We start from the raw sequence: 17,758 nt of genomic DNA, 5'->3' as shown, positions 1-17,758 counted from the left end.
TTCAGTTTCAGTGGATTGCAAAGGGAAATTCAAATGAGTGCCAAGCGTGTCGTGATGCTGTGCAGCGTGCTGCTGTCGGCTGTGTTCCTGTCGGCCTGCGGGTCGATGGGCAACTACCCGCAGGCCCCCCAGGCCACCGTGTCAGCCGAGGCGCGTTACCGCATCGGCCCCCTGGACACCCTCAACATCGTGGTGTGGCGCAACCCCGAGCTGTCCTCCATCGTCACGGTGCGGCCCGACGGCCGCATCTCCACCCCGCTGGTGGAAGACCTGGTGGCCGCGGGCCGCAGCCCGGTCGACCTCGCCCGCGAGGTGGAGGGGGTGCTCGGCAAGTACGTGCGCGACCCGGTCGTGACCGTGGTGGTCAACACCTTCCAGGGCATCTATTCCGAGCAGATCCGCATCGTCGGCGAGGCCGCGCGCCCGCAGTCGGTGGCGTACCGCCAGAACATGACGGTGCTCGACGTGATGATCCAGGTGGGCGGCCTCACCGACTACGCCGACGGCAACGGCGCCGTGCTCGTGCGGGGCTCCGAGAACGGCAAGCAGTACTCCGTCCGCCTGAAAGACCTGCTCAAGCGCGGCGACATCTCCGCCAACGTGCCGGTGCTGCCGGGCGACATCGTGATCGTCCCGCAGAGCTGGTTCTGACCCCGGCGCCGTGGCCCGCCTTCCCGGGCCCCGGATCCTGACGTCGGAATCTCCACCCCCGAGACCGGCCCAACGCGCAGACGTCAAGCCGGCGGTGCATCATTCCCCTCGGCACGGGTCGTCGCCCGGCTTCCGGGCGCGGTTCCGTGCCGCGGCGGTCGTCCCGGCGGCTGCCGGTTCCTTCCAGCTGTAGACCAGACAGGCCATGCAAATATTCTTGACGATGCTGCGGTACGACGTGAGGCGGATGTGGGATCGCCGCTGGCTCGCCGCGACCATCGCCTGGGGCCTCGCGCTGGTGCTCGGGCTCCTGGTGTTCCTCGTCCGCGACCGCTACGAGGCGTCCGCGCGCATCTACGTCGACACCCAGACCGTGCTGAAGCCGCTGATGGCCGGCCTCGCGTTCCAGCCCGACATCGACCAGCAGGTGCGCATGCTGGCCCGCACGCTGATCTCGCGGCCGAACGTCGAACGCCTGTTCCAGAACCCGCACATCGGCCTGGAGCAGCCCGAGGCCAGCCAGTACGACCGGCAGCTCGAGAAGCTCAAGGATTCCATCAAGGTGTCCCCGAGCGGTTCCGGCAACCTCTTCGCCATCACCTACCGCGACAGCGACCCGGCCCGGGCGCAGCGGCTGGTCGAGGCGCTGGTGTCCATCTTCGTGGAGTCGAGCGCCGACACCAAGAAGCGCGACTCCACCGAAGCCAGCCGCTTCATCGAGGAACAGATCAAGGACTATGAAGCGAAGCTGGTCCACGCGGAAAACCGCCTGAAGGACTTCAAGATCCAGAACTTCGGCGTCACCGGCACGGCCAACCAGGACCACTTCACGCGCCTGGCCTCGCTGTCGGACGAGGTGGCGAAGCTGCGCCTGGAGCTGTCGTCGGCCGAGCAGTCGCGCGACGCCCTCAAGCGCGAACTGCAGAACGAAGACCCGCAGCTGCCCCCCGAATCGCTGCCGAGCGTGGCCGCCCAGCCGAGCGAGCTGGAGCAGCGCCTGCAGGCGCAGTACCGTGTGCTCGACGAATTGCTGCGCCGCTACACCGACGACCACCCCGACGTGATCAGCGCGCGCCGCATGATCGCGTCCATCGAACGCCAGATCAAGGAAGAGGCCGAGGGCAAGGCCAAGGGCAACGGCCGGGGCCGTGGCGCCGCGGCCACGAACCCGGTGTACCAGCGCCTGCGGGTGTCGCTCGCCGAGGCCGAGGCCAACATCGCATCGCTGCGCTCGCAGCTGACCGTGCAGCAGGGCCGCCTCGAGCAGGTCCGGGCGCTCGCCAACCGCATGCCGCAGGTCGAGGCCGACCTCGCCCAGCTCAACCGCGACTACGACATCGTGCGCAAGAACTACGAGCAGCTGGTGTCGCGCCGCGAGGCCGCCTCGCTCGGCGTCAAGATCGACCAGTCGTCGCAGCTCGCCGACTTCCGCATCGTGGAACCGCCCCGCGTGGCGCCCACGCCGGTGTTCCCGAGCCGCAAGGTGCTGGCCGTGCTGGCGATGTTCGCCTCGCTGGCGCTCGCCGGTGCCGCGGTGTTCGGCCTCGGCCGCCTGCGTCCCACCGTCGATTCCCTTGCGGTGCTGCAGCAGTTGTCCGACCGCCCGATCCTCGGTTCCGTGTCGCTGATCCGCGGCCCCGAGCAGCGCTCGCGCCGCAAGCGCGACATCTACCGCTTCGCCGGCGTGATGGGGGTCTTCCTCGCGCTTCACGTGGTGTGGGTCGTGCTGATCGCCCGCCACGGCCTGTGACTCCGGAGTACCCATGAGCACCATCCAGCAAGCCGCCAAACGCCTCGAGGAACTGCGCCGCGCGGGCGTCGCCATCCCCTGGGAAGCCGACGACGCCGAGGCCAAGGCCCGTGCCGCCGCGCTGGCCGAATCGGGCGATGTCCCGCCGGCCGAACCCGGCGCGCTGCAGGCGCAATCCCAGCCGCTGCCGATGCCCGTGATGCCGGCCATGCCCACCATGCCGGCCGTGCACACGCCGAGCGGCCGACAGTCCGAACTGGTGAACCTCGACCTCGTCAAGCTGGCCGAGGAAGGCTACCTCGTGCCGGGGCACTCCAGCACGCAGCTGGGCGAGGAGTTCCGCGTCATCAAGCGTCCGCTGATCCGCAACGCCCAGGGCAAGGGCGCCGCGCCCGTGCACCACGGCAACCTCATCGTGGTGACCAGCTCGCTCGCGGGCGAGGGCAAGACCTTCTTCGCGATGAACCTCGCGCTCAGCATCGCGATGGAGCTCGACGCCTCCGCGCTGCTGGTCGAAGCCGACATCCTGAAGCCGGCCGTGATGTCCCGCATGGGCCTGCCCCAGCGCCGCGGCCTGCTCGACATGCTGACCGACCCGAAGATCGACGCGTCGGAAGTGATGCTGCGCACCAACATCCCGAAGCTGAGCCTGCTGCCGGCCGGCAGCCGCTCGATGCAGTCCACCGAACTGCTCGCCAGCGCCCGCATGGGCGAGTTCCTCGACGAACTGGCCACGCGCTACCGCGACCGCATCATCGTGTTCGATGCCCCGCCGCTGCTGCAGACCAGCGAGGCCCAGGTGCTGGCCGCCCGCGCCGGCCAGGTGGTGGTGGTGGTGGAAGCCGGCCGCACGTCGGCCGCCGCCTTCGCGCAGGCGATGGACACGCTCGAATCCTGCCCCGTGGTCATGACCGCGCTCAACAAGAGCAAGGAATCGAACACCAACATGGTCTACGGCTACAACGCCGACTCGATGTACGCCGAAGCCCAGGGGGTTGCGTGATCGGACACCGGCCGGGCAGTCTCCACCACCGGCCCGCGGCACTTCGCCGCGGCACGCTGGCAGCGCTGCTGCTGGCCGGGGTGTGTTCCGTCCAGGCCCAGGGCGTCCGCATTCCCGGCGAGATGCCCGTGCCCGGCGACGTACCGCTGCCGGTCGTCCCGGACCCCGTGCAAACGCCCGGCGTGCCCGCGGTGCCCAACATCGGCCCGCTCGTGGGGCCGGCCGGTGCCGCACCGGTGGTCCCCGGAGCCGCAGCCGGTCCCGCTCCCGTGGCCCGCACGCTGTACCTCGAAGGCGACATCACCGCACGGCTGACGGCCACCGACCGCGGCCGCCTCGACGCCCCGTCCGGCAAGGACCTGATCCTCGGCGTGAGCCCGCGCCTGTACGCACGCAGCCGCGGCGCGCAGCTCAACGTCAACGCGATGGTGGGCCTCGACAGCATCAAGTACTTCGAGCACACGAACGACGACTACACGCAGCCGGTGGCGGCCATCGACGCGCAGGCCATCCTCGTCGACAACCTGCTGTTCCTCGACGGCGGGCTGTCGGTCGACCGCCGCGCTTCGTCGCCGTATTCCACGCAGACCGCCGACGTGTCCACCGACGAGCAGGTCGACACCCGCATCGCCCGGCTGAGCCCGCGCCTCGAGCGCCGCTTGCCGTCGGGCTGGAACACGCTGCTGCGCAGCGACAACATCTGGACGCACCGCTCGGGCGACAGCGTGGGCGGCCTGACCGGGGCGCCCGCGCGCGAGTACTCGCAGGACACCCAGTTCCGCATCGACCGCACGCCCGAGCCTTTCGGCCTGGGCCTCGAAGGCAGCCACGAATCGCTCGAGTACGACAGCCGCAACGTCATGCAGATCGACGGCGTGCGGGCCACGGTGGGCTATGCCTACTCGCCGCAGCTGACGGTGTGGGGCATCGGGGGTGTCGAGCGCAGCGACTTCCAGAACCGCACCGAAAACGACAGCGACTACGGCTTCCGCGTGCGCTGGGCGCCGCTCGAGCGGTCGGTGCTGACCGCCGAGGTGCGCCGCCGCTTCTTCGGCACGGGCTTCAACGCGCAGTGGGACCACACCCACCGCAACTTCGGCTTCACGCTCGCCGGCGCTCGCGAGCCGTACACCTCGCCCGAGGCCGTGCAGCTCGGCGGCAACATCGGCCAGCAGTTCAACGACCTGTTCCGCCAGCGCGGCTACGACCAGGCCCAGCGCGAGGCCCTCGTGCGCGCCGCGCTGATCGCCTACGGCCTGCCCGCCACGCTCGCCGATCCGGTCAGCTTCCACGTGAGCCGCCCGCAACTCAACACCACGGGCTCGGCGATGTTCACCGCGCTCGGCCGCCGCTCCGTCTTCATCGCCTCGGTCTACTACCGCAAGCTGACCGACCTGCACCGCTCGGACGATCCGGTGCTGGCGACGCTGCCCGGCAACACGCGCCAGGCCGGTGGTCAGGTGTCCGCGAACTTCCGCCTCACGCCGCTGTCGGCGCTGGACGCCTCGTACCGCATCGACGACACGCAGGGGCTCGGTGCCGACGCCTCGCGTTCGTCGCGCGACCAGATCTACAGCATCGGCACCACGCATTCGCTGTCGCCGCGCACGCGCGTCGACCTGTCGCTGCAGCATCACAAACTCGAAACCGTCGACGTCCTCCGACCCTCGTCGGCGTCGTCGAACAGTGCCGGCGTCGGCATCAACTACCGCTTCTAGGTCTTCCGGTGTTCGAATCCCACTTCGGCTTCAGTGCCCCGCCGTTCCAGCTCAACCCCGACCCGACGTTCTACTTCGGGAGCAAGGGCCACAGCAACGCGCTCGCCTACCTCCAGTACGGCGTGCACCAGGCGGAAGGTTTCATCGTGGTCACCGGCGACATCGGCGCCGGCAAGACGACCCTTGTGCGCACGCTGCTCGAGGGGCTCGACGCCACCCAGGTCAAGGCCGCCCAGATCGCCAGCACGCAACTCGACGCCGTGGGCCTGCTGCAGGCCATGCTCACCGCGTTCGGCGTGCCGCACAACCCGGGCGCCGTCTCGAAGGCGAGCCTGATCTCCACCCTCGAAGCGTTTTTCATGACGCTCGCGATCAAGAACAAGCGCGCGCTGCTCGTGATCGACGAGGCGCAGAACCTCAGCATGGACGCCATCGAGGAACTGCGCATGCTGTCGAACTTCCAGCTGCGCAAGCAGGCGCTGCTGCAGAGCTTCCTGGTGGGCCAGCCCGAATTGCGCGGCATGATCGAATCGCAGCGCCTCGAGCAGCTGCGCCAGCGGGTCATCGCCTCTTGCCACCTGGGCCCGCTCGACGCCGACGAGACCCGCCGCTACATCGAACACCGCCTGAACCGCGTCGGCTGGAACGGCAACCCGTCGTTCGAGCCCGAGGCCTTCCCGCACATCCACCACGCCACCGGGGGCGTGCCGCGCCGCATCAACCTGCTGTGCAACCGGCTGCTGCTGTCTGCGTTCCTCGAGAACCTGACCCAGGTGACCACCGCGCAGGTGCTGCGCATCGCCCAGGAGCTGCGCCACGAGGTGGGTGACGCCACCATCGCCCAGCCCACCGGCCGCGTGATCGCCGACGTGCCCGTCACGCGCCGTGCGCCCGTCGCCGCCGCGCCGGTGCTCGACGAGGTGGTGCGCAGCCCGCAACCCGTGGCGGCCACGCCGTCGTCCGTGCAGCGGGTGGTGCGCCGCGAGTTGTCGGCCGCGGTGCGCACCGTGCTGTGTGTCGTCGACACGCCGTCGGGTTACCTGAACGCGGCGCTGCTGGCCGCGTCGCTCGAACATTCGCCCATCATCACGCGCACCGTCGTCGTGGGCCTGGGTGCCGCCCAGGTCTTCGGCCCGGTCGAGAACTACGCCGAGGTGGTGGACCTGCCCGCCATCGAGGTGCACCTGGGCATCGAGGGTTCGCCCGCCCGCCGCACCGCCGAGGCGGTGCTGCGCGTGGAGGCGCTGCTCGACGAGTTCGCGCCCGACCTGCTGGTGCCGCTGTCCACGTCCGACGAGGCCGTGGCCTGCGCGATGCTGGCCAGCCGCAAGGGCGTGCCGGTGGTGCGCCTGGACGGCGGCGTGCGTGCGCCGGTGGCCTTCGAGGCCGCGCGCCGCAATGCCAGCCTGCTCGACCGCATCGCCTCGCAGATCTTCGCCCCCACGCAGGTGGCGGCGCTCACGCTGTCGAACGAAGGCATCGAGGTGGGCCAGGTGCAGGTGATGGGCAGCCTGACGCAGGACGCGCTCAGCGCGGCCGACGCCGCCAGCCCGCTCGCCCAGGCGCTGATGACCCACCACGGGCTCACGTCGGGCTTCGCGCTGGTGACGGCGCGGGTGGGCCACGGCCGGCTCACGCCCCAGTCGCTCAGCAAGCTCGTGCTGATGCTGAGCCGCGTGCGCGGCGACCTGCCCATGCTGTGGCTCGTCTGTGGCGAGACCCAGTCCGCGCTGCGCGGCCAGGGCCTCGGCACCGTGCTGTCGCGCTCGGGCATCTCGCTCGCATCGATGCCCGTGTTCTCGTCGCGCCTGAGCATCCTGCAGCGCGCCGCCTGCCTCATCACCGACCACGGCGACGACCTCGTCGACGTGGCCATGTCCACCGGCACGCCGCTGCTGCTGCTCGACGAAACGGGCGAGGGCGGTGAATCGGCCGACGGCCGCGTGGCGTGGCTGCCGTTCGAGGCCAGCGAGCTGGGCCTGCCCGTGAACACGCGCGGCGCCAACGTCGTGGACCTGCCGATCGGCGAAACCGCGACTTCCGTGGCGGAATCGATGGTCTCCCACCTGCACGGGTGGTTGTCGCGGCGCGATGGAGAGACGACCATCATCGAACCGCCCCGGCGCGAGTCCGCGTCGCGCCTGAAGGAAGTGGGCAAGTAGTCCGCGCGCTTCCCCGCCGTCCATCCGGTCCGTAGGCCGTGGGGCGGGCGTCCCGCCAACCTGTCCGCCTGCCCCGATGCTGCGTCAACTGTTCCAACACGCGTCGTACTACACGATCGCGAACATCCTCACGATGTTCGCGGGCCTGATCTCGTTCCCGATCGTCACCCGCATCATCAGCGTCGCCGACTATGGCCTCATGACGCTGATGGCCTCGCTGCTGAGCATCGCCGTGGTGTTCGGCAAGCTCGGCGTGCAGCACGCCATCGTGCGTTTCCACGCCGAGGCGGTGAGCGACGGCCCGCAGGGCGAGAACACGTTCGTGTCCACCACCATGCTGAGCCTGCTGGTGTTCTCGGGCGTCACCACCGCCGTGTGGCTGGGTGCGGCATTCTGGGCGCCGCTCGGGTGGATCGGTGGCGCGCAGGTGCGCGAGCTGCTGATCCTCACCGCGGTGCTGATCGTCGTGCGCACGTTCGACAGCGGCATCGCGAACATCGTGCGCGCGCAGCAGCGCAGCCTGGCCGGCAGCCTCTACGGCGTCATCAAGAAGTACCTCACGGTGGCCGCCGTGGTGGGCGTGCTGCTGTACCTCGTGCCGGGCATCCAGGGCTTCTTCATCGCCACCGTCGTGGTCGAGACGCTCACCACCATCGGCTTCATGGTCTACATCCTGCGGGGCACGCGCATCTCCACGCGCCTGTTCTCGTTCCCGCTGCTGTTCACGATGATGGCCTACGGCCTGCCCATGCTGGCGCAGGAGCTGGCGGCCATGCTGCTGCTGCAGGGCGACCGGTACGTGATCCAGTCGAAGCTGGGCCCCGAGGCGCTCGGCATCTACTCGGCGGGCTACAACCTCACCGAGTACGTCAAGTCGGTGCTGGTGCTGTCGTTCGGCACGGCCGTGATCCCGATGTACACGAAGATCTACGTGGACCAGGGCAAGGCCGCCACGAAGGAGTTCGTCGAGAAGTCGCTCCACTTCTACGTGATCGCGGCCGTGGCGATGTGTTTCGGCGTGTCGGCCGTGGCGCAGGACCTGATCACGCTGCTCGCGTCCGCCAAGTTCGCCGAGGCGGCCACCGTGATCCCGTGGGTCAGCTTCGCGATGGTGCTGGAAGGGGCGAACCCGCTGCTGGGCGCCGGCATCTTCCTGCGCAAGCAGTCGTGGATCATCATGGTGCTGATGATCGTCGCGGCGGCGGTCAACCTCGGCCTGAACTTCCTGCTGGTGCCCGAGTTCGGCATCCTCGGCTCGGCCATGTCGTCGTGCGTGTCGATGCTGCTGCTGTCGTCGGGCATGTTCGTCACGGGGCGGCGCGAGGTGTCCACCGCGCTGCCGGTCTGGCACCTCGCGAAGATGGTCGTGGCCGGGTTCATCGCCTGGTGGCTCGCCACCCGCATCCACACCGACTGGCTCGTCGTGCGCATCGGGCTGCGTTTGATCGTCGGGGCCGTGTCCCTCGGCATCCTGGTCGTCCTGCTGGATCCGATGGTCCGCCAGCAGGTGCAGGCGCTGGTGCGCCGGCGCCGCCTGGCCACCTGACGGCGGCCCGGGCGGCGCGCCCCCCCGAATGGGGACGTGCATGACCCCGGGGGGGTGGGTTAACCTGCGGTCTGGCGTCGGGGAGGTGTTTCCGCGTCCCGCGGCTGTCCCTTCAGCCGACCCGGTCCGTGACCGAAAGACCGTGACCGAAAATGCGCCCGCGCTGCCGCAGGGGCGTCCCACACTTCCAGGATTTCCGATGCGCGAGTTGCAGTTCACCATGCAGGCCCACGTTTCCGTCATTCGCTGAAGGGCTGCCCGAGATGTCGTTCCTGTTCTGGTGCGCCGCGGCCCTGCTGGTCTACACGTACTTCGGCTACCCACTGCTGATGGCGGTGCTGGCGCGTTTGCGCCCGGCCGAAACCCCTGCGCCGGCGCCTGCCGAATGGCCCGAGGTCACCGTCGTGATGGCCGCCTACAACGAGCGCGCCCGCATCGACCGCAAGATCGCCAACCTGCGCGCCCTCGACTACCCGCAGGACCGCCTGCACATCGTGGTGGTCTCCGACGGCTCCACCGACGGCACCCAGGAGGCCGCCGCGGCCCATCCCGGCGTGCGCGTGCTGCATTTCCCCGGCCGCCACGGCAAGCCCCATGGCCTGAACCGGGCGCTCGAGGTGGTGACCACACCGGTGGTGCTGTTCAACGACGTGCGCCAGGCGATGCAGCCCGACGCGCTGAAGCTGCTGGTCGCGCGGCTGCAGCAACCGGGCATCGGCGCCGTCAGCGGTGAACTGGTGCACCTCGACCCGCAGACCCGCACCGCCGCGAACATCGGCCTCTACTGGCGCTATGAGAAGTGGATCCGGGCGGCCGAGAGCCGCTTCCGCTCCACGGTGGGCGCCACCGGCGCCATCTACGTGATCCGCACGGCCGATTTCGTGCCGCTCGCGGAAGACGCCATCCTCGACGACTTCGAACTGCCCATGGCCATCGCCCGCACCGGCCAGCGCGTGCTGTTCGAGGGCGGGGCGCTGCTGTTCGACGAACTGCAGTCCGAGATGGACGGCGAGCGCAAGCGCAAGGTGCGCACGCTCACCGGCAACTACCAGGCGATGGCCCGCCACCCGTGGATGTTCTCGCCGTTGCACAACCCGCTGTGGCTGCAGTTCATGTCGCACAAGGTGTTCCGCCTCGTGGCGCCGTACGCCATGGTGATCCTGCTCGCCACCAGCCTGCTGCTGGCGCTGCATCCGTTCTACTTCGCCGCGGCGGTCGCGCAGGTCGCCTTCTACCTGATGGCCGCGGGCGGCATGCTGCTGCCCCGCCTGCGCCGCAGCCGCCTCGTGAGCTTCTCGGCCGTGTTCGTGGAAATGAACCTTGCGGCCGTGGTCGGGCTCTACCGCTACATTGCGGGTCGCGCCGAAGTGCGCTGGGAAAAGACATGAGCCGTCTCGTCACGCTGATGTACCACGGGCTGTATGCCGACGATCGCGAGCTGCAGCAGACGATCGATCCGGCGGACCGCCCCTATGCGGTGTCCACCGCCGCGTTCGAGCGCCAGCTCGACCTGATCCAGGCCGAGGGCCTGACGGTCGTGGACCCGCGCCGCCTCGGCGGCCCGCTGCCCGCGCGCGGCGTGCTGCTCACCTTCGACGACGGCCACGCCAGCAACCACCACCACGCCACGCGCATCCTCGCGCAGCGCGGCCTGCAGGCGGTGTTCTTCGTGACCAGCGACTTCATCGGCGGCGGCCGCGCCCACTTCTGCTCGTGGGAGCAGCTGCGCGAGATGGACGGGCAGGGCATGCTGATCGGCTCGCACGGCCGCACGCACCGTTTCTTCGACGACATGTCCCCGGCCGATGCCGCCGGCGAGTTCCGCGATTCCCGCGACCGCATCCAGCAGGGCACGGGCCGCGCCGTCGAGCAGATCTCCTTCCCCGGCGGCCGCTACCGCCGCGACCAGCTGGCCGTGGGCCGCGAGCTGGGCTACACCGTGTTCCACACGTCCGAGGTGGGCGTGTTCGGCGGGGCCGCCGTGCCCGCGGGCGCCGAGGTGCCCCGCATCGCGGTGCGCGCCACCACGGGCGATGCCACGTTCATGGCTTTCGCCGCCGGCTCGCGCCGTGCCGTCTGGAAGGCGCAGGCCATCGCCGCCGCCAAGTCCGCTGTCCGCCGCACCGCGGGCAACCGCCTGTACCACCTGATGTATGAGAAGTTCGCTCGCTGATCCCGCGCTGAAGTTCCGGCGCCCCGGCGCCGAACCCCCGCCGCCCCCCGCCTTCGGCATCGCCGACTGGGGTGGCCAGGCCCTGCGCGACGCACTGGTGTTCCTGCTGTGGCCGGTGGGCCTGCTGATCGCCATCAAGGTCATCTTCGCGGTCACCGGCTTCAAGTCGCCGCCGTTCGTGCTGTACCTCTTCGCGCTGGTCTACGGCGGCTTCCTGCTCAAGCGCATGAAGCAGAACGACCCGGAGTGGCTCGTCGGCCTCTTCTGCGTGTACCTGCCGTTCTCGGCCATCATCAAGGTGGCCATCATCCCCGGCATCAACGCCACGAACATGCTGGTGATCCTCGGCATCGGCGCGCTGATCCTGCGCCGCAAGGAGGAGGGCGTGCCGATGATGGCCTCGCGGCCCGGCACCGGCGTGATGGGCTGGTGGTGCTTCCTGAGCATCCTTTCGGTCATCACGTCGATGGTCACGCTCGGCGCCACCCATGCCACCGACCGCTTCAGCGAGATCAAGTCCTGGGTGGACCAGTTCCTCGTCTTCTTCGTTTTCATCAACCTGATCCGCGACGGCAAGATGGCGCGGCGCACCGCCGTCTACATGATGCTCGGCACGCTGCTCGTGATGGCGATGGGCTTCGAGGAGTGGCTGGAGAAGCGCGACGTGAACTCGCTCGACAAGGCCCGCCTGCTCGGGCCGCAGAACCAGCCCAACTCGTTTGGCGCCTTCCTCGTGTACGCCGTGGGGCCGTTCATCGCCGTGCTCGTGACCAACCTCGCCAACTGGCGGGCCTGGCCCCTGCTCATCGTGCTGGTGGTGTGGCTGCGCCTGCTGATCGCGAGCTTCTCGCGCGGCGCGTACCTCGGTTTTGCCGCGGGCGTGGCCGCGCTCGGGTATGCGCGCGGCAAGATCTTCCTCGCCTGCTCCGCTGCCGCGCTGATCAGCCTCGTGGTGGCGGTGCCGGAAGTGGTGCCCGAGTCGATGCAGGCGCGCCTCGGACTCAGCGCCGAGCAGGACGACTTCACCACCCCGAAGATCGACACCAGCTCGGCCCACCGCCTGATCCTGTGGAACGCCGCCATCGAGATGACCAAGGAGTCGCCGGTGTTCGGCTGGGGCTTCGGATCGTTCCCCGTGCTCAAGGGTTTCTACACCGAGAGCGACGTGCACGAGAGCGACAACCACAACATGTACCTGTTCGTCGCGAGCCAGATGGGGCTCCCGGCGCTGTTCGCGATGCTGATGGTGATGTTCCGCCTCGGGTGGCTGGGCTTGCAGCTCGCGCGCCGTTCGCCCGACTGGATGGCACAGTCGATCGGCATGGGGGCCTGTTGCACCGTCGTGGGCGGGCTCGTGGTCAACATGTTCGGCTCGCGGCTCGGGGACCTCAGCGTGATGGCCTACGTGTGGCTCACGCTCGCGGTGGTGTCGCACCTGACCGTGGAGATGCGGGCCGACGAGGCGGCGAAGAAGGCGGCCGAACCGCCGAAGAAGAAGAGGAGATTGCCGTGAAGTTGAAGAGGGAGGCGGCTGCGGGCTGCCGTCGGGGAGGGGGACGCCATGGCTGATTCGCTGCTGCGGCGGGCCGTGTCGCTCGCGTGCCTGCCGTGGGGCTGGGCAGCGTCACGCGTGCGCCCGGGCCTGCGCATCCTGATGTACCACCGCGTGGCCCCGGGCCTCGCCGGTGACCAGCTCACCGTGCACCCCGACCGGTTCGAGCAGCAGATGGCGTGGCTGTCGGCGAACTGCCGCGTGCGTTCGCTGTCCGATGCGCTCGCCGACCTGGCCGCCGGCCGCACGCGGCGCGGCGACGTGGTGGTGACGTTCGACGACGGCTACCTCGACAACCTCACGCACGCACTGCCCGTGCTGCTGTACCACAAGGTGCCGGCCACGATCTTCGTGACCAGCGCCTTCTGCGACCAGGCGCTGAGCCATCCGCGCTACCCGGCGAACGCCGAGCGCCTGCACCTCACGTGGGACGAGGTGCGCCACCTCGCGCGCCAGCCGGGCATCTCGATCGGCTCGCACACGGTCTCGCACCCGTACCTGTCGCGCGTGCCGGCCGCCGAGGCCGAGGCCGAGGTGTCGAACAGCCGCACGCTGATCGCGCAGCAGATTGCCGCGGACGTGCCGCACTTCTGCTACCCGTCGGGCGACGTGACACCACGCGAGGCCGAACTCGTGGCCCGCGCCGGCTACACCGCGGCCGTCACGGTGGCGCCTGGCGCGAACCACCGCAACACGCCGCCGCACCTGCTCCACCGCACCGAGATGACCGATGCCGACACGCCGTTCGACCTGGCGCTGAAGCTGTCGGGCGCCTACGACCCCGTCCACGCCTTGCTCCATTGGCGCCGCCAGCGCAAGTTCGCGCAGGCCGCCGCCTCGAACCGCCAGCCTTCCCGGAAGAGTCCCGCATGAAAATCCTCTATCTCATGACCGAACCGTTCGGCATCGGCGGTGTGCAGTCCGACCTGCTGACCCTGTCCGACGACCTCACGAAGCGCGGCCACACGGTCTACGTGGCCACGACGCCTGGCGTGCTGCTCGAAGAGGTGAAGGCCAAGGGCGCCATCCACGTCAACATCGACTTCGGCTTCAAGGGCTTCGCGGGCCTGTTCAAGGCCGCCGCGGCGATGCGCCGCGTGATCCGCGAGGAGGGCATCGAGCTCGTGGCGCCGCAGTCGGTGCGGTCCACCATCAGCGCGTTCTTCGCGCTGCGGCTGTGGCCGTTCGGCTACCGGGTGAAGGGCACGGGCAAGCGCGTGCCCATCGTCACCACCATCCACAACATCCACAACCCCAAGAACTTCAAGTGGAGCGGGCGCATCCTGCAGAACTGCGCCGACCACGTGATCTTCGAATCGCACTACGAGCGCAACCGCCTGATGGTGCACGGCCTGAAGGCCGCCAACTCCGAGGTGATCCACAGCGGGGTCGACACGTCGCGCTTCGTGCCGCAGCCGCGCAACGAGCCGCTCGCGGAACGGTACGGCCTCGTCGCCGGCAAGCACCAGGTGTTCGGCATCGTCGCGCGCCTGTCGGAAGAGAAGGGCCACAACTACCTCGTCGACGCGTTCGCGAAGGTGTCGGCCGGCAACCCCGACGCGCGCCTGATGATCATCGGCGAGGGCCCGTTGCTCGAGGACGTGAAGCAGCAGGTGGCGAAGTCGGGCGTGGCCGACCGCATCATCTTCACCGGCATGCAGCGCGACATCCCGAGCTACCTGTCGCTGCTCGACGTCTTCGTGCTGTCGTCCACGCGCGAGTCGTTCCCGCTCGCGGCACGCGAGGCGATGGCCGGCGGCAAGCCGGTGATCCTGCCGCGCATCGGCGGCTGCCCCGAGGTGGTCGAGGAGGACGTGACGGGCTACCTGTTCGAGTCCGCCAACGTCGACTCGCTCGCCGCGGCGATGAACCGCATCCTCGAGGACCGCCGCTACGAAGGTTTCGGCCACGCGGCGCGGGCTCGTGTCGAACGCCTGTTCTCGCGCCACTCGTGGGTCGATGGCGACGAGAAGGTCTACCTCGCCTTCGCGCGTTGATGGCTCGCTGAGGACACGCCTCCATGTCCCATCCGCTCGAGCTGATCCTGCCCACGCACGTGCACCTGCTGGTGCTGCTGGCGGTGCTCGCCGTCGTGTCGTTCCGGCAGCCCGCGGGCAGCTGGCTGCGCCGCGGGCGGTTCGTGTGGGCGGGGCTGTTCGCGTGGGCCTTCGTGTTCTCCATCCCCATGTTCGCCGACACGATGCTGTCGTCGCTCGAGGGGGACCCCACCCGCGCCGACATCGCCGCGCCGGTGGCCGACCCCGAGACGCTCATCGTCGTGCTGTCGTCGGGCGAGATGCGCACGCCCATCGGCCGCACGCGGGTGCGCTTCGACGTCATGGGCTGGGAGCGCGTGCACGGTGGCGTCTCGCTCTGGCGGCAGACGGGCGGGCGCATGGTGTTCACCGGTGGCCCGCCGGGGGATGCGGAAGATTCGCTCGCGGGTGCGTCGGGTCGCCTCGCACGGGAGCTGGGGGTGCCGGACGCCGACGTCGAGCTGTCCGCTGGCGCGATGAACACCCAGCAGGAGATGGCGCAGCTTCGCGACCGCGTGCGCGCCCACCGCGGGCCCGTCTGGCTCGTGACCAACGCGCTGCACATGCGCCGCGCCCTCGGCATCGCCGAGAGCCTCGGCATGAACTTCAAGCCCTGGCCCATCGGGTTCAGGCAGATCGCCGACCACAGCTGGCGTTCCTGGGTGCCGAGCAACGGCACGCTGGCCCGCGCGCAGGCGGCGCTCCACGAATACATCGGACTCGCCGTCTACAGCCTTCGAAAGGGAAAGACACCATGACAGGAAAAGCATCGGCCGGACGGCGTTTCGCGCGCGGCATGCTGGTGACCGGCCTCATGCTCTCGCAGGTGGCGTGGGCGGCGAGCCCGAACCTCTGCCAGGGCGTCAGCACCGACCTCAACGACCATCCGATGCCGCTCAACCCGCGGCCGCAGAAGGGCCAGCCGTTCCAGGATCCGCGTTTCCACACGCGCGTGGTGCGCATCACCGACGTGCAGATGGAGACGGGCAAGACCGGTGTGCGCAAGCCCATGTACCCCACGGTGGCGGCCTGGAACGCCGACGAGAGCCTGATGATCCTGTACCAGACCGCCGGCCTCTCGGGGTCGGGGCTGCCGTCGCAGCATCTGCTGTACGACGGGAAGACCTACCGCTTCCGGCAGGTGCTCGAGATCAGTCCGTCGGACCTGGAGCACATCTACTGGGACGCCAAGGACCCGGACGTTCTCTACTACCCGTCCATCGCGCACGTGGGCGGCCAGGCCGCGTCGCAGCTGATCCGCTACACCGTGTCCACCGGCATCAAGGAGGTGCTGGCCGACTTCCCCGAGTGCGCCCGCGAAGGCAAGCTCGGTTTCGGGCACCCGAAGTACATGGCCTGGAACGGCACCGCGCTCGGGCTGCGCTGCACGCTCGGCGGTGACCGCGGCGCGCGCACCACGTGGTTCAACCTGACCACGCGCAAGGCGGGCGACTGGGTCGAGGACCGCAACGGTGGCGGGCTGCAGGTGGCGCCGTCGGGCAAGCTCGCGGTGCGCGGGTCCGACATCATCGACCTGACCCGCGGCATGGCACCCGTGCGCCGCATGAAGGGCAAGTGGGACGAACACGCGACGCTCGCGCCCCTCGCCAACGGCAACGACGCGCAGGTCAGCTCGCAGTTCGACGTGAAGCCGTTCGGCAACATCGTGGTGGAGAACCTCAACACCGGCGAGGTGAAGGTCGTGATCGGCCCCGACAAGGGCCACGGCTATCCCCGCACCGGCTCGCACGTGTCCACCGTGGCCTGGCGCGCGCCGGGCTGGGTGGCCGTCTCGATGGTGGGCAAGCTGCAGGGCGAGAAGCTCTTCGACCAGGAGATCGCGCTCGCCAACATCGACACGGGCGTGGTGTGCCGCGTGGCGCACCACCATTCGAGCGGCCGCGCGGGCCCGCAGAAGTACTGGGCCGAACCGCAGGTCGTCATCAGCCCCTCGGGCGACCGCATGCTGTTCAGCTCGGACTGGCACGGCAGCCCCAACGTCGACACGTACGTGATCGAACTGCCCAGCCGCCAGAAGGACCGCTGAGATGTCCTCGCCCGCGGTCCGTACCCTCGCGACGCCGGCCTCGTCGGCCGCCCCCGTGCGCGCGGCCCGGCCCGCGGAACACTTCGGCGAACTCGACGTGCTGCGGGGGCTGGCCGCCGTCGCGGTCATGCTGTTCCACTACACCGCGCGGTACGCCGAGGTGTACGGCTTCCCGACGCCGCTGCCGTTCCATGTGGGCTTCGGGCACTACGGCGTCGAGCTCTTCTTCGGCATCAGCGGCTTCGTGATCCTGATGACGCTGCAGCGCACGCGGTCCGCCAGCCATTTCCTCGTGTCCCGGTTCTCGCGCCTGTACCCGGCCTACTGGGCGGCGCTGCTGCTGACGTTCACCGTGATGACACTCGTGCCGCTGCCGGGTCGCGAGGTCCACGTGGGCCAGCTGCTCGTGAACTTCACGATGTGGCAGGAACTGCTGGGCGTGAAGCACATCGACCACGTCTACTGGAGCCTGCAGCTCGAGCTGATCTTCTACGTGTGGATGTTCGGGGCGTACCTGACGGGGCAGCTCTCGCGCGTCCGGCTGTGGGTGGCCTTGTGGCTGGGGGTCTCGGTGGTGGTCGCGGGTGGCTCGGCGCTGCTCGGGCGGGACGCGCCGTACCTCCCGAGCAAGCTGCTGCTGCTGCCGTACGCCGCGCTGTTCTCGGTGGGCCTCGTCACCTACGACGCGATGCAGCGCCGCACGGTCGATGCCCTCGACGTGCTGCTGGTCGCCGGGGCCGTGCTGTGCGCGGGCCTGTGGCACGGGCCGGGCGGCGCCGCGGCTTGCGCCGTCACGGCGGCGGTGTTCGCGCTGTTCGCGACACGCCGCCTCACCTGGCTGCGGTTCGGCCCGCTCGTGTGGCTGGGCAGCATCTCGTACACGCTGTACCTGGTGCACCAGAACATCGGCTACGCCGTCATCGACACCGCGCTTCGCCACGGCGCGCCGCCGCTGCTGGCGGTGGTGGTGGCCATCGTCGTCACGCTGAGCCTCGCCGCCGCCATCAGCCGGTGGATCGAGCGGCCCGCGATGGCGTGGATCCGGGGGCGCTGGAGCAAGCGGCGTTCCGCAACGGCCCCGAACCCCCGTTCGGAGGGATGACACCGGCCCCGGGTTTCT

The 17,758-nt window shown here is 69.5% G+C and carries 14 protein-coding genes; all 14 read left to right on the top strand.

The window, feature by feature from the left end:
- The first annotated feature begins 33 nt into the window (after positions 1-33).
- The 14 genes from A4W93_RS21430 to A4W93_RS21365 all read left to right on the top strand — a co-directional run bounded on the left by A4W93_RS21430 (position 34) and on the right by A4W93_RS21365 (position 17,740).
- Positions 34-651: an XrtA/PEP-CTERM system exopolysaccharide export protein gene (locus A4W93_RS21430; RefSeq protein WP_085752537.1), complete on the top strand. Its 618-nt coding sequence runs from the start codon at positions 34-36 to the stop codon at positions 649-651.
- Between the two features lie 205 nt (positions 652-856).
- On the top strand, positions 857-2,401 hold the full coding sequence (locus A4W93_RS21425; protein WP_085752536.1) for an XrtA system polysaccharide chain length determinant: 1,545 nt from the start codon (positions 857-859) through the stop codon (positions 2,399-2,401).
- A gap of 13 nt (positions 2,402-2,414) precedes the next feature.
- On the top strand, positions 2,415-3,404 hold the full coding sequence (locus A4W93_RS21420; RefSeq protein ID WP_085752535.1) for an XrtA-associated tyrosine autokinase: 990 nt from the start codon (positions 2,415-2,417) through the stop codon (positions 3,402-3,404).
- A complete protein-coding gene (locus A4W93_RS21415; protein WP_085752534.1) occupies positions 3,401-5,122 on the top strand; it encodes a TIGR03016 family PEP-CTERM system-associated outer membrane protein in 1,722 nt (573 codons plus the stop codon). The genes A4W93_RS21420 and A4W93_RS21415 overlap by 4 nt, the downstream gene beginning before the upstream one ends.
- An 8-nt stretch (positions 5,123-5,130) precedes the next feature.
- Positions 5,131-7,284 (top strand): XrtA/PEP-CTERM system-associated ATPase, encoded by a 2,154-nt coding sequence (locus tag A4W93_RS21410; protein ID WP_085752533.1) that lies wholly within the window; start codon positions 5,131-5,133, stop codon positions 7,282-7,284.
- A 76-nt stretch (positions 7,285-7,360) separates the two neighbouring features.
- Positions 7,361-8,830: an oligosaccharide flippase family protein gene (locus A4W93_RS21405; protein WP_085752532.1), complete on the top strand. Its 1,470-nt coding sequence runs from the start codon at positions 7,361-7,363 to the stop codon at positions 8,828-8,830.
- Between the two features lie 263 nt (positions 8,831-9,093).
- Positions 9,094-10,218 (top strand): glycosyltransferase family 2 protein, encoded by a 1,125-nt coding sequence (locus tag A4W93_RS21400; RefSeq protein WP_085752531.1) that lies wholly within the window; start codon positions 9,094-9,096, stop codon positions 10,216-10,218.
- On the top strand, positions 10,215-11,003 hold the full coding sequence (locus A4W93_RS21395; RefSeq protein ID WP_085752530.1) for a polysaccharide deacetylase family protein: 789 nt from the start codon (positions 10,215-10,217) through the stop codon (positions 11,001-11,003). Before A4W93_RS21400 ends, A4W93_RS21395 begins: the two co-directional genes overlap by 4 nt.
- Complete coding sequence (locus tag A4W93_RS21390; RefSeq protein ID WP_085752529.1) at positions 10,984-12,516, top strand: O-antigen ligase family protein; 1,533 nt, start codon at positions 10,984-10,986, stop codon at positions 12,514-12,516. Before A4W93_RS21395 ends, A4W93_RS21390 begins: the two co-directional genes overlap by 20 nt.
- Positions 12,517-12,564: 48 nt before the next feature.
- A complete protein-coding gene (locus A4W93_RS21385) occupies positions 12,565-13,428 on the top strand; it encodes a polysaccharide deacetylase family protein (RefSeq protein ID WP_237357594.1) in 864 nt (287 codons plus the stop codon).
- Positions 13,425-14,552 carry a glycosyltransferase gene (locus A4W93_RS21380; protein ID WP_085752528.1) on the top strand — a complete coding sequence of 376 codons (1,128 nt, stop codon included), beginning with the start codon at positions 13,425-13,427 and terminating at the stop codon, positions 14,550-14,552. The genes A4W93_RS21385 and A4W93_RS21380 overlap by 4 nt, the downstream gene beginning before the upstream one ends.
- A gap of 23 nt (positions 14,553-14,575) precedes the next feature.
- Positions 14,576-15,349 carry a YdcF family protein gene (locus tag A4W93_RS21375; protein ID WP_085752527.1) on the top strand — a complete coding sequence of 258 codons (774 nt, stop codon included), beginning with the start codon at positions 14,576-14,578 and terminating at the stop codon, positions 15,347-15,349.
- A complete protein-coding gene (locus A4W93_RS21370; protein WP_157131727.1) occupies positions 15,346-16,638 on the top strand; it encodes a hypothetical protein in 1,293 nt (430 codons plus the stop codon). The genes A4W93_RS21375 and A4W93_RS21370 overlap by 4 nt, the downstream gene beginning before the upstream one ends.
- A 1-nt stretch (position 16,639) precedes the next feature.
- The gene (locus tag A4W93_RS21365; RefSeq protein WP_085752525.1) at positions 16,640-17,740 is read left to right on the top strand and encodes an acyltransferase family protein; all 1,101 of its coding nucleotides are present in this window, start codon (positions 16,640-16,642) and stop codon (positions 17,738-17,740) included.
- Positions 17,741-17,758: the final 18 nt, after the last annotated feature.

The sequence above is a fragment of the Piscinibacter gummiphilus genome (genome assembly GCF_002116905.1).
Taxonomy (GTDB): Bacteria; Pseudomonadota; Gammaproteobacteria; order Burkholderiales; family Burkholderiaceae_C; genus Rhizobacter; species Rhizobacter gummiphilus.
Note: the sequence above shows the minus strand (reverse complement) of the source record. Positions and strands in the feature narration are given on the sequence as shown.